Below are 12878 nucleotides of genomic sequence, written 5' to 3'. Positions count from 1 at the left end.
CGCCTCATACGGTGGGGTCATGACGCAGGTGACTCCTCCCGGGTGGTATCCGGACCCCGGGCAGACAAGTGACGGTCCCGCCACCGAGCGCTGGTGGGACGGCAGGGCGTGGACGGACCGGGTCCGTCCCGCGGGGTCGGCCGCCGTGTGGGGTCCTCCGGCGCAGCCGCCGGTGAGCGACGCCGTGCCCGGCCCCTACCCGGTGCATCCGGGGTATCCGGGACATCCCGTCCATCCGTCCGGCCGGCGGCGCGGGCTGCGCACGGGCATAGCCGTGGCGGTGGCCGTGGCCGTCCTGGCCGGTATCGGTGTCGGCACGTACATGCTGACGGACGGCGACGGCTCCGGCGGCAGCAGCGCGGGCTCCCGGCAGGAGGACCGGCGCGGGCCGGGCGGCGGGCCCGGAGGCGGATCGCCCGCCCCGGACTCTCCCGGGGGATCCGAGCCGCCCACGGTCGACAGCGGTTCGGTGACCGACCCGGTGAGCGGGATCAGCCTGCCCGTCCCGGACGGCTGGGAGGGGCAGGAACTCTCGGTCGGCGCGCAGGTGACGTCGAAGGACGCCTACGAGTGCCCCGGCGACACCTCCAAGACCTGCACCAAGGGCGGCGCCTACTCGGCGCCGGCCGTCGTGCTGGGCACGAAGGGCGCCACGGCCGAGGCGGTCGCTAAGGCGGACATCCGGGCGAACGCGGAGGAGTCCTACGGCGGGAAGACGTACGGCGAGATCACGTCGCACGACGTGCTGGCCTCGAAGGCGGTGACCGTGGCCGGGCAGAAGGGCTACCTGGTCCGCTGGAAGGCCGTCACCAGCAAGGGGGCCGACGGCATCGTCGAGTCGCTCGCGTTCCCCGCGCCCGCCGACCCCGAGCGGATCGTCGTCGTGAGGTTCGGCGTCGACGCCGACACCGACCGGGGCGTGATCGACGAGATCACCGAGGGCATCGAGGTGGCTGCCGGCGGCGGCAGCGGTCAGGACGTCTGACCGGTCCGCACCCCCGGGACGCTGATCGGCCGGGTGGGATGCCCTTCCGCTCAAAGGGCACCCCACCCGGCCGGGGGGTGCGCGCCGCCCCCGTCCCCACGGTGCGGCGCGGACAGACCACCGTCCAGTCATCCCGTGGACGGCGGCCTGGGTCTCAGGGCAGGCCGAGGGCCGGCAGCACGACGGCGTCCACGAACCGGACGAGGTAGTCGGCGTCGGCGTACTCGCCCTCGATGACGGGACGCACCCGCTGCACGCCGAACAATTGCGCGGGCACGTACTCCAGGGCCGGATGGTCCGCGGCGACCTCGCCGCGTTCGACCCCGCGCCGCAGGATCTCCCGCAGCGCGGCGAGCTCCGGCTCGACGAGCGCCTCGCGCAGCGCGCACCGGAGCTCCGGGTCCTGCATGACGGCGTGGCCGAGCGCCTGGAGCAGGGTGTCCTTGGCCGGCCACTGGCCCGCGGCCCGGGCCGCCTGGCGCAGGTCCTCGGCGAGGGAACCGGTGTCGATCCCGGCGAAGCGCACCCGGCGGTGGGAGCGCAGGGCCGCCGCCACGAACTGCGGCTTGGTCTTCCACTGCCGGTAGAGCGTGGACTTGCTGCAGCGGGTGCTGGCGGCGATGCCCTCCATGGTGACGGCGTCGTAGCCGCACTCGCGGATCTGTGCGAGCACGGCGTCGAAGAACTCCTGCTCACGCTCCGGCGTGATCTTGGAGCGGCGCGAGGTGCCGACCGTCTCCGGTCGGTCCGCGGCCTGCGACGTCATCGGCTCTGCTCCTCGCTCGGGTACGGCGCCCGAGGCGCCCGTACTCCAGTGTGTCCCCTGTCTATCGATACGCCAGTGTACCGGTACTCGGGCGTATCGGTACACTTGCGTATCGGAACGGGATCGTATCGATGAGATCCGTCGCACGAACCGCACCACGACACGCACCACCGTCAGCGAAGGGGCCGGGGGATGAACGCCCGCACCGAGCCTGCAGAAGCGGAGCCGGACGCGCCCGCGCGCCCACCGCTCGTCCGAGAGCTCCTGCTCGTCGCAGGACTCTTCCTCGTCTACAAGTTCGGCCGGCAGCTGGCGACGGGGCACACCGCGGAGGCATTCCGCAACGCGCACCGCGTGTGGGACCTCGAACGCGACCTCCGCCTGCCCGACGAGGGGGCGGTGCAGTCGCTGCTGCTGCACGGCGACACCCTCGTCCACGTGGCGAACACCTACTACGCCACCGTCCACTTCCCGGCCACCGCGGCCTTCCTCATATGGCTCTATCTGCGGCGGCCCGCGCACTACGTCTGGGCCCGCCGGGTGCTCGCCGCGGTGACCGGCGCGGCCCTCGTGCTCCATCTCCTCTTCCCGCTGGCCCCGCCCCGGATGCTGGGCGCCACCGGGCTCCTGGACACCGCCCGGGTGTTCGGGCCGTCGGTGTACGGCCCGCCACGGGCCGACTCCCTGTCCAACCAGTTCGCGGCGATGCCCTCGCTGCACTTCGGCTGGGCGCTGATGCTGGCGATCGGCCTGGTCGTCGCCACCCGGTCGCGATGGCGGTGGCTGTGGCTGCTGCACCCGGTGCTGACCCTGCTGGTGATCGTGGGCACCGCGAACCACTACTGGCTCGACGTGATCGCGGCCACCGCCCTGCTCGGCCTCGCACTCGCGGTGGTCCATCTGCCGCACCGGACGCGGACCACGGCGGCCCGCGGCCGGCCGGTACGGCAGCGGTGGCCGGCCGAGCAGCCCGAGCCGGCGGGGGCGGGCCGATGAGCGCCGCCCTGGTCGCCGTCCTGCTCTCCCTCGTCTCCGCCGTCGCCTACGCCGCCGCGGCCGTCGCGCAGGAGCGGCTGGCCGCCCGCAGTCCCGGGACCGGCGCGCTGCGGCTGCTCGGCAGCGGAGCCTGGTGGTGGTCGGTCGGGCTCAACGCGTCGGCCGCGCTGCTGCACGTCGTCGCCCTCAAGTACGGGCCGCTGACGGTGGTCCAGCCGCTCGGCGCGCTCACCCTGGTCGCCGCGGTGCCCCTGGGCGCCCGGCTCGCGGGCCGGCGCGTGACCGCCGTGGAGTGGCGGGGCACCGGACTGACGCTCCTCGGCCTGGGCGCGCTGCTGCTCACGGCCTCGGGGCCCGCGCCCGACGACGTGCTGAGCGTGCCGGAGGCGCTGGCGGTGTCCGGCGCGACGGCGGCACTGATCGGCGTGCTGTCGTGGCCCGGCGCCCGCCCCGGCCTGCGGCACGCGACGGCGTCCGGCGTGGCCTCCGGGGTCGCCTCGGCGCTCACGCAGACGGTCACGGTCGCCGTCACGGACCGTTCGGGCCCGCTGCTCAGCGCCCAGGTGATCGGCGTGGCGGTGCTGGTGGCCGCCTTCGCGACCGGCGGACTGCTGCTCGCGCAGACGGCCTACCGGGGCGGGCTCGGCGCTCCGCTCGCGGTGGTGACGCTGGCCAACCCGGTGGCCGCCGCGGTGATCGGACTGTCCCTGCTCGGCGAGCGGCTGCAGGGCGGCACGGCGGGTGTGCTGCTCGCGCTGGCCGGGGCAGGGCTGGCCGCCTGGGGCGTGGTCCTGCTGAGCCGGGCGACGCCGCGGACGCCCGATCCCCATCCGGTGGCCACCGTACTGGCGCTGGAGCCGGAGCCGGCGGGGGCCGCGGGGACGCCGGCGCCCCGGCAGCCGGAGCCGGGGCACCTCACGCCGCTGTAGCCGCTACTCCGTGGCGATCGCCGGGTCGCTCACTCCCGGCCGCCCGTTCTCCACGTGTCCGGCCAGGCGCCGCAGGAACGCCGGGTCGGCCTCGGAGGTGACGGTCAGGTCGTACCAGCGCCGGTCCGCCGGGAGGCCGGCCGTGTGCCGCACGGTGGCGCCGGGTCGCACGGTGACGGTGCTGGTCCGGCGGGTGTAGGCGTCGGCGAGCCGCAGGCGGACCGTGCCGGAGCCCTTGTTGGTGAACGTCAGCTCCACGTCCCCCTTGGTGTGCCGTGCGGTGACCTCGGGTCCGGCGACGGCGCCGGGGCCCTTGAAGACGCGCAGGAAGCCGTTCGGGCCGTGCACGGTCAGGTCGTGGGAGCCGCCCGAGTACGCCGAGTTCCACGTGTCCGCGATGGTCTTGCCGGCCTCGGTGGTGTACGTCCACGGGCCGTCGGTGCGGTTGCCGGAGGTGACGAGGAAGGCGGCGCCGGCCCGGGGGCCGGAGGCGAAGGTGAGCGTGAGCTTCCCGGTCGCCGGGTCCGCCGAGCCGTCCACGAAGGGGGCGTACTTCAGCGGGCGGGCGGGGCGCAGCCCTCGCTCCTGCCGGGGCATGTCCGGGTCGGCCGGCGGGGTGGGGCGGTAGTCCGGGTGGCGCTCGCGGTCCGGCGGCTCGTAGGCGTCGGTGTCCGGCAGGCGGGCCGGGCGGCTGTCCTCGCGGGAGAAGTCGAAGGCGGAGGTCAGGTCGCCGCAGATCGCGCGCCGCCAGGGCGAGATGCCGGGCTCGCGCACGCCGAAGCGGCGTTCCATGAACCGGATGACGGAGGTGTGGTCGAACGTCTCGGAGCAGACGAAGCCGCCCTTGCTCCACGGCGAGACGACCAGCATCGGCACCCGCGGGCCGAGCCCGTAGAAGCCCTCGCGGTGGGTCCTGCTGCCCGGGAAGACGTCCAGGGACACGTCGACGGTGGACAGGCCCTGCGCGGCGGACTTCGGCGGCAGCGGCGGCACGACGTGGTCGAAGAAGCCGTCGTTCTCGTCGTAGGTGATGAACAGGGCCGTCTTCGCCCACACCGCCGGGTTGGAGGTGAGGGCGTCCAGGACCTGGGCGATGTACCAGGCCCCGTAGTTCGAGGGCCAGTTGGAGTGCTCGGAGAACGCCTCGGGGGCCGCGATCCACGATATCTGCGGCAGTCTCCCGGCCTTCACGTCGGCCCGGAGCCGGTCGAAGTAGCCGTCGCCGTTCTTGACGTCGGTGCCGGTGCGGGCCTTGTCGTACAGCGGGTCGCCCGGCTCGGCGTTGCGGTACTTGTTGAAGTAGAGCAGCGAGTTGTCGCCGTAGTTGCCGCGGTAGGCGTCGTCGATCCAGCCCCAGGAGCCGGCCGCGTCCAGGCCGTCGCCGATGTCCTGGTAGATCTTCCAGGAGATGCCGGCCTGCTCCAGGCGCTCGGGGTACGTCGTCCAGTCGTAGCCGAGCTCGTCGTTGCCGAGGACCGGGCCGCCGCCCTTGCCGTCGTTGCCGGTGTGGCCCGACCACAGGTAGTAGCGGTTGGGGTCGGTGGAGCCGATGAACGAGCAGTGGTAGGCGTCGCAGACGGTGAAGGCGTCGGCGAGGGCGTAGTGGAAGGGGATGTCCTCGCGGGTCAGGTACGCCATGGTCGTGGTGCCCTTGGCGGGCAGCCACCGGTCGTACCGGCCGTTGTTGTAGGCGGCCTGTCCGTCGGGCCAGCCGTGCGGCAGCCCTTCGAGGAACTGCATGCCGAGGTCGTCGGCGTCGGGGTGGAAGGGCAGCACCTCCGTGCCGTCCTTCTCCTGGTGCCACACCGACTTGCCGCTCGCGAGGGTCACCGGGTGCGGGTCGCCGAAGCCGCGGACGCCCCTGAGCTTGCCGAAGTAGTGGTCGAAGGAGCGGTTCTCCTGCATCAGGACGACGATGTGCTCGACGTCCTCGATCGTCCCCGAGCGGTGGTTCGCCGGGAGCGCGGCGGCGCGCTCGATGCTCGCGGACAGCGCACTGAACGCCGTAGTGGCGCCCGCGAGTTGGAGGAAGCGGCGCCGGTTGACTTCGGGCATGGGGTGAGGAGCCTCTCGCCTTGGGGGTTCGGCCGGCCGGACGGTGCCGGTGATGACGGAATGCGCGCGAAAGGAGTGTTCCAGGAGCACCAAACGTCAGGGAAGGGTCCGGTGGCCCTCATGTGAAGGTCGTCGGTACGTGAGGTGTGAGGGGTCCTCCGCACGGGGATGGTCGCGATCATGACAGGCATGCACACGGTCTCCCCGCCGACCCGACGGCCCGTACGCCAGCTCCTCGCCGCCTCCGTGGGCAACGCCGTGGAGTGGTACGACTGGTACGCCTACACCTTCCTTGCCACCTACATCGCCGGCCAGGTCTTCCCCAAGGGCGCGGACAACTCGCTGGTGCCGCTGCTGTCCACCTTCGCGGTGTTCGCGGTGGGCTTCTTCATGCGGCCCGTCGGCGGGCTGCTGATGGGCGCGATCGCCGACCGGCACGGCCGCCGCGCCGCGCTGACGGTCACCATCCTGCTGATGGGCGGCAGCAGCCTGCTGGTCGGTCTGACCCCCACGTACGCGGCCGCGGGCGTCCTCGCACCGATCGTCCTCGTCGCCGCGCGGCTGTTGCAGGGCCTGTCCGTGGGCGGCGAGTTCGCGGCCTCGACGACGTTCCTCGTGGAGTCGGCGGGCCCCGGTCGCCGGGGCCTGTTCTCCAGCTTCCAGTACGTCTCGACGACCGCCGGACAGCTCGTCGCGTCCGGCATCGCGGCCCTGCTGGTGAAGGTGCTGAGCGAGAGCCAGATGGACGGCTGGGGCTGGCGGGTGCCGTTCGTCCTCGGCGCCGCCCTGAGTCTGGTCGGCTTCTGGATCCGGCAGGGCGCCGACGAGACGCGCAGCGCCGAGCAACGTCGGGCCCCGCGCCCGGGTCTGTTCGAGGCGCTGCGCCGCCATCCGCGCGAGTCCCTGCTGATCGGCGGCATCACGGCCGGCGGCACCATCGCGTACTACACCTGGACGTCGTACCTGCCGACGTACGCCGAACTCGAAGCGGGCGTCGAGAAGTCGGACGCGCTGCTCGCGGGCACGGTCTCGCTGGCGTTCTTCGCCCTGCTCCAGCCGGTGGGCGGCCTGCTCTCCGACCGATTCGGCCGCCGCCCGCTCCTGCTGTTCTTCGGCGTCGGCTTCGCCCTGCTCGGCGTGCCGCTGCTGCACGCCCTGCGCGACTCCTTCGCCGTCCTGCTCATCGTGCAGTGCGCCGGCATGGTCCTGCTGACCGGCTTCACCTCGATCAGCGCGGCCGTCAACGCCGAGGTCTTCCCGCCCCGGGTGCGCGCGGCCGGCATCGGCTTCCCCTACTCGCTGACGGTAGCCCTGTTCGGCGGCACGGCCCCGTACGTGGGCACGCTGTTCAAGGAGCTGGGCCACTCCGGGCTCTTCCCCTGGTACGTCGCCGTGCTGTGCCTGCTGTCCTCGCTGGTGTACCTGCGGTTGCCGGAGACCGCGCACAAGGAGCTGGAGCGCTGACCGGCCCGGCGTGCGGGGTGCTCACCCGCGCCATGTCCCGCGGCCCAGGGCCGCTTCGGCAGCGGCGAGATAGACGGCCGTGGCGAGCCACTGGGCGGCGTAACGGTCCGGGTCGTCCTCGTCGAGGCGGCCGAAGACGTCGCGGGTGCGGTGCGCGGCCACCGCGCCGAGCCGGGCGACCAGCTCCGCGCCGGTGACGAGTCCGCTCCGGCGCAGCACGGCCACGTCGCCGTGGCCGCCGCTGTCGCGCGCGGGTTCGGCGGCGGCCCGGCGTCCTCCCGCGACGGCCAGTTCGACCAGGCGCCGGATGCGCCGGAGCGGTGGGTCGGCCGAGGGCGCGGAGGTGCCGGAGGTGCCGGAGGTGGAGGGTGGGGACGGACTCGGGACGTCCGGCGGGAAGTGGTCGCTGCGGAGGAGGTCGTAGCCGATGTCCGCGCGGCCCTGCCAGTCGTCCGGGAGGCGCAGGGCCGGTCCGCTGCCCGGCACCGGGCCGACGGCGAGCGGGCGGAGGGTCGTGACCCGGTCGGGGTCGACGCGGCCCATGACGCGGATACGCAGTCCGGGGTACGCGCCCAGCAGCCGGAGATTGGCGGTGTGGGCGAGGGCGGGATGGCGGTGGGCGGGGGCCAGCCGGGCCGGCGGACCGGGGGCGGGCCGTCCCTGCGTGGCCGAGTCGTCTCCGCCCCGCAGTACACGCACCAGCAGGTCCTCGCCGTCGGCCGCGGCGATCTCTACGTCACAGCGGGTCAGTGGCCGGGCGTGCCCCGTTCCCTCGGCGAACGCCGGTGCCGGCACGGCGTCGGTCCAGGGCCGGCCGCCGGCGAAGGTGGCGCGGACCCCTCGTTCCGGCAGCAGGCGGCCGCCCGGGGAGACGACCGCTCCGGAGATGATCAGGCCGCCGCGGGACAGCCGGTGGTGGTCGCTGAGGAAGGACCGGATGGCGACATGGGCGGTACCGGCGCGGCGGGCGCGGGCCGGACCGCCGGGCTCGACGTCGCGGAGCGTGTACCAGCGGCCGTCGTCGTCGGTGAAGTGGGTGACCACCCCGCCGAGTCCGCCGGGGCCGATGACCGCTTCGCGGCAGACGCCGTAGAGCCGCAGCGGCCCGTCGGGGCGGTGGTGGTGGCGCACGGCGCCGATCAGCGCCGGGTCGGGGTCGGACGCCGTCAGCCGCCGGGTGACGAGGAGGAGTTCGCGCAGGGCGCAGACCAGCTCGGGGAGGCTGTGGCCACCGTGCGGATCGCGCGCTTCGCGCACGCCGCGCACGACGCCGAGGGCCGCGTCCTCCGCGCGGTGCAGGCCCGCCAGTCGGGCCGTGTGGGCGGCACGGAGCAGCTCGGTCTGCAGGACCGCACCCGCGCCGGCCGTTCCGGCGGAGAGCACGGCCGCCGCCACCCTCCAGAGACCGGAGGCCGCACGGACCTGCTCGGCGGAGGGACCGGCGGCAGCACCCACCGGAACGCGAGCACGCCCGCCCCCGGGCCGCGCGAACCGCCCCGGTTCCGCCCGACTGAGCGTGCCGGCGCCGCGGTTCACATCGGCGCCGCGGTTCGCACCGGCGCCGCCCGAGGAGGCGCCGACGTCAGCACCGGCGCCATGGGTCGGACCGGCGGCACGGTCCGGGTCGGCGGCCCAGGGCGCCTCCGTGGTGCGGGCCGCCTCCGTGGTGCGGGGCGGGGCCGTGGTGCGGCTCGGGTTGGTGGGCGGGGCGGCCGGTGCGGGGGCCGTGGGGGCGACCGGGTGGGTGCTCGCTGCCGGGCCGCCGTTCGGGGCGGTGGCGTGGGACGCCTCCGTGGCGGGGTTCGGTGTGAGGGCGAGGGGGCAGGTGGTCAGGACCGCTGCGCGGTGCAGGCAGCGTGGTGCCAACAGGCAGGTGCAGTGGGCCTGGTCGGCTTCGGTGACCGTGCCGGAGGGGGCCGGCGTCAGGGTCACCCACGTGTCCTCGCCGCAGCGGACGCGGAAGGTCCCGTCCTCGGCGGTGACGGGCTCGGCGGCCAGGGCTTTCACGGCCGCGTCCAGCCTGCCGCGCAGCCGGGTGGTCAGGCCCTCCACCGCGGAGGCGACCACCTCCGGTGCGACCGGTGGGAGTGGGATGTCCGGGCCGGTCGGGGTCATCGGGTCGCTCCGCGAAGACGCTCGCCCACCCAGCGGGCGAGCGAGAGGGGACTGAGGGCGGCCACCGGCATACCGGCCGCGACGAGTCTCCGGGCGACCGGCACGGAGTAGCGGGGGGCTCCGTCGCCGTCCAGAGCGGCGCAGCCCAGCAGTTGGACACCGGAGGAGACGAGGGCCCTGGTCTGCGTCAGCAGACCGCCGACAGCGAAACCCTCCTCGAAGTCGCTCACGACGACCATCAGGGTGCGGCTCGGCACCGTCACCAACGAGCGGGCGTGGGCGAGCCCGGCCGCGATGTGTGTGCCGCCGCCGGTCTTCACCTCCAGCAGCAGGGAGAGCGGATCGGCCACCCGGTCGGTGAGGTCGACGACTTCCGTGCTGAAGGCGAGGAAGTGGGTGGAGAGCATGGGCGCACCGCCGAGCACGGCGGCGGTGAGCGCCGCCCAGATGACCGAGGACTCCATGGAGGCGGAGACGTCGACGACGAGGATGAGCCGCCAGTCGCTCTCCCGTGCGGTACGGGTCCGGAAGACCGGCCGTTCGGGCACGACCTCGACCCTGCCGTCCTCCAGCCGGCGGGTGTGCGCGAGGTTGGCCCGCAGCGTCCGGGGCAGGTCGAGCCGGCCACCGGGGCACCGGGTGGGACGGGGCGTGGTGAGGCCGGTCAGCGTGGGGCGCAGCCGGGTGGCGAGTTCCCGGGTGAGTTCCTCGATCAGCCGTTTGACCAGCGGCCGGAGACTCGCCACCCGCTGCTCCGGCATGCCCCTGGCGAGCGACAGCACGGAGGACAGCAGTTCCACGGAGGGACGTACCGAACCGGGGTCGAGGTGAGGGATCACATCCGTGCGGCCGTCGGCGACGGCACGGCCCAGGACCTCCTCCCGGATGTCCGCGCCGAAGAGCGCCTCCAGGTCCTCCGCCCAGTGACGGGCACTGGCATAGGCCCGGCCCTGGCCGCCCGTGCCCTGGTCCGGGCCGGTGCCGTCGGCCGGCTCCGCCTCCCCCTGTGCCCCGTCGCCGGCCCCCTCGGCACGGCCGTCGGGCGCGCTGCCGTCCGCGCTCTCCTCACCGCCCTGCTCGAACAGCTCGTCGAGGGCGCGGGCGTAGGGCCACAGATCGGGAGGGAGTTTCGCCGTGTCGCGGCCGAGCAGCAGCCGCCAGCGGTCGGCGGGACCGATCCGTGGCGCCGCGTGCGCCGGGCCGCCGCGTGCGGGCTCGTGCGCGGGTTCCCGGGCGCCGGTCCCGGTGTCGGCGGGCGAGGCCGGTGCCGAGGGGACCGCCAGGTCCGCCAGGCCCAGTTCCCTCAGTACGGCAAGGCCCTCGTCGTCGGCCTCGGCCCACCGGCCGACCAGCGCGGCGGGCGCGGTGAGCCGGAGGTCGGGCCGGTCGCCCAGGCGGTCGGTCACAGCGGCCAGCAGGCGCCCCCGTCCCGCCGGTGTGAGGGCCCGGAAGCCGCCGCGCAGGGCGGGAAGCCGGTCGAGGAAGCTCCGGTCGCTCATGGTCTCGACGCGCTCCAGCAGCGGGTCGAGGGCGGTGGGCGCGGACTCGATCAGCGGTGCGGCGGCGACGAGCAGTCCGGTGAGCCTGCGCTCCAGCCGGTGCCGGGTGTCCGGTCCCGTCGCCGTGTCGACCCAGCCGGCGAGCCTGGTGCCCAGCAGTGTCGAGCTGTCGAGGCCGAGCAGCACCCGGGCGGCGAGGGCCGCGCCCTGGACGAGCGGGGAGCCGTCGCGGCCAAGCCGCCGCAGCTCGCCGTCCAGGCGCAGGCCGAGCCGGTCCTCGGCGCTCCTGACGGCCAGGGTCACGAGAGCGGCGGCGTCCTCCTTCTCGTCGCTGCCTGCCAGCCCGGGCAGGGCGCGCACGGCTGCTTCCAGGAGCGTGCCGGAGAGTTGGGCGGCCCTGAGGCGCAGGCGCTCGGTGGTGCCGGGCAGATGCTCCCGGCGTATCGACTCCGACACGTCCAGGGCACGGAGCAGTTCGGGCAGGGTGGCCGCGGCCGGCAGGAGGCGGGCGGCCTCCGTGAGACAGTCGCCGACCAGGCCGGGCAGGGCGCACCGGGCCGCGGCCCCCAGCAGGTCGATGAGCAGGGCCGGGGTGGCTCCGCCGGCGTCCGACGCGCGGCGGTGGTGCTCCCGGAGGGTGGCGTCGGCCGCCTGGGCGGCGGTGACGCCTCTGGCGCCCACCAGTTCCAGCCGGCCGGCGACGGCCGGGGTCCAGGCCGCGCTCCAGCGGGTGGTGAGGGCCTTTCCGTCCCCGGCGGCGGACACCTCGGCCGGCTCGGCGTAGCCGGCCCCGCATTCCTTGAGGCGCTGGAGCAGGATCTCGCGCCGGGCGTCGAGGGCGGAGCGGAGCGGCGAGAGCCGGATCTCCCGCCGGTCGGGGGCGCCGGGACCGGGCAGCCGCAGCGACGCGAGTTCCGCTTCCACCCAGGGGCCGAGTCCGCAACGGGGTGTGCCGGGGGCGGTGCGGCCGCGGCCCGTGCCGACCAGTACCGCGTCCGCGACCCGGCCGAGGGGCTCTCCCTGGCCCAGTACGGACGTCACCGCTTCCAGCAGTTCGCTCCGGCCGGGTGCGGGCAGGCCGCGCAGTGTGCCGAGGTCGCAGGCCAGCCGCAGGGTCTCGATCGCCTCACCCGTACCGGCGGTGTGCCCGCTCGCGCGGATCTCCCGGCACAGTTCGGTGATGAGGCGGGCGGCGGCGTCGCGTATCCGGCCGGGATCGCCGGCGGCTTCGAACGCCGCCTGCTGCCAGCGCGGGTCGCGGACGCCTGCGGGGTAGCCGGAACGGGAGTCCAGCTGGGCGAAGGCGTACGGCACGAGCGACGTGACGACCGGGGAGCCCGGGCCCGTGTCCGGCAGGGCGCCGGTGCCGGGGGCCGGGGGCTCGTCGGCGCCGGCCAGGGCGGGGGCGTGGAAGGCGCCGATCACCGCCGCGACCCGGCGCTCTCCGGCCGCGGCGACGGCGCGGCGCATGTGTGCCTCGCGGGCGAGGTCGAGGGCCGGAATCCCGCCCCGGGCCCGCTGGTCCCGGCGCAGCGCCCAGCCGATGCCGAGGGCGGCGCGGCGCACGGCCTCGGGGGTGCCGCCGGGGGCCAGCACCTCCACGGTGCGGTCCCACAGGTCGTTCCCGCCCGGCCCGGTCGCCTCCGCGCCCCTCGCCGGGCCGGCAGACCAGTTCGGGGCCGTGAGGGGCAGGTCGCAGCAGATCACTTCCGCGCCTCGTTCCCGCGCCCAGCGGATCGCCGCCAGCTCCGGGGAGAAGTCGGCGAGGGGGTGGAAGTGCAGCCGTCCGTCCTGGTGGGCGCCGGCCAGTGCCACGGGCGCGACGGTGCGCGGGTCGGCCAGGTACGGCAGCCACGGCTGGAAGTCGGCCGGCAGTTCGACGCAGACGACCTCGGCGGCCGCGGCGTCCAGCAGTCGGGGCACGGCGACGGCCAGCGCGGGGCTGTGGTGCCGTACGCCGATCAGATACGGCCGTGCGCGGGCCGCCGGCGCGGCGACCTGAGCGGCCGTCTCTTCTCTTGCGGTCATGGGTTCCAGGTGCGGTCGGCTCGGGCGAGCGGTCAGGCGGG

The 12878-nt window shown here is 75.0% G+C and carries 8 protein-coding genes; 4 read left to right on the top strand and 4 right to left on the bottom strand.

Going from position 1 to position 12878, the window contains the following annotated elements:
- Positions 1-19: 19 nt before the first annotated feature.
- The gene (locus tag H0H10_RS03705) at positions 20-985 is read left to right on the top strand and encodes a DUF2510 domain-containing protein (protein WP_188179339.1); all 966 of its coding nucleotides are present in this window, start codon (positions 20-22) and stop codon (positions 983-985) included.
- Between the two features lie 154 nt (positions 986-1139).
- Here the strand turns inward: H0H10_RS03705 and H0H10_RS03700 are convergent, their stop codons facing one another.
- The gene (locus H0H10_RS03700) at positions 1140-1751 is read right to left on the bottom strand and encodes a TetR/AcrR family transcriptional regulator (RefSeq protein WP_188179338.1); all 612 of its coding nucleotides are present in this window, start codon (positions 1749-1751) and stop codon (positions 1140-1142) included.
- Between the two features lie 192 nt (positions 1752-1943).
- Here H0H10_RS03700 and H0H10_RS03695 point away from each other — a divergent pair, with 192 nt between their 5' ends.
- Together H0H10_RS03695 and H0H10_RS03690 are read left to right on the top strand one after the other, a co-directional pair.
- Positions 1944-2747, top strand: a complete 804-nt coding sequence (locus tag H0H10_RS03695) for a phosphatase PAP2 family protein (RefSeq protein WP_188179337.1) — start codon at positions 1944-1946, stop codon at positions 2745-2747.
- Positions 2744-3676 carry a DMT family protein gene (locus H0H10_RS03690; protein WP_188179336.1) on the top strand — a complete coding sequence of 311 codons (933 nt, stop codon included), beginning with the start codon at positions 2744-2746 and terminating at the stop codon, positions 3674-3676. Before H0H10_RS03695 ends, H0H10_RS03690 begins: the two co-directional genes overlap by 4 nt.
- Positions 3677-3679: 3 nt before the next feature.
- Here H0H10_RS03690 and H0H10_RS03685 read toward each other — a convergent pair whose 3' ends face one another.
- Positions 3680-5731, bottom strand: a complete 2052-nt coding sequence (locus H0H10_RS03685) for a phosphocholine-specific phospholipase C (protein ID WP_188179335.1) — start codon at positions 5729-5731, stop codon at positions 3680-3682.
- A 168-nt stretch (positions 5732-5899) separates the two neighbouring features.
- Here H0H10_RS03685 and H0H10_RS03680 point away from each other — a divergent pair, with 168 nt between their 5' ends.
- Positions 5900-7195: an MFS transporter gene (locus H0H10_RS03680; RefSeq protein WP_188179334.1), complete on the top strand. Its 1296-nt coding sequence runs from the start codon at positions 5900-5902 to the stop codon at positions 7193-7195.
- Between the two features lie 21 nt (positions 7196-7216).
- Here the strand turns inward: H0H10_RS03680 and H0H10_RS03675 are convergent, their stop codons facing one another.
- Entirely contained in the window at positions 7217-9310 is a 2094-nt protein-coding gene (locus H0H10_RS03675) for a hypothetical protein (protein ID WP_188179333.1), read from the bottom strand.
- Positions 9307-12837: a DUF5682 family protein gene (locus H0H10_RS03670; protein ID WP_188179332.1), complete on the bottom strand. Its 3531-nt coding sequence runs from the start codon at positions 12835-12837 to the stop codon at positions 9307-9309. Before H0H10_RS03670 ends, H0H10_RS03675 begins: the two co-directional genes overlap by 4 nt.
- Positions 12838-12878: the final 41 nt, after the last annotated feature.

It is taken from the genome of Streptomyces griseicoloratus, from assembly GCF_014534645.1.
GTDB classification, from domain to species: Bacteria; Actinomycetota; Actinomycetes; order Streptomycetales; family Streptomycetaceae; genus Streptomyces; species Streptomyces griseicoloratus.
The sequence above is the reverse complement of the archived record's forward strand: the minus strand, read 5'-3'. Positions and strand labels throughout refer to the sequence as shown.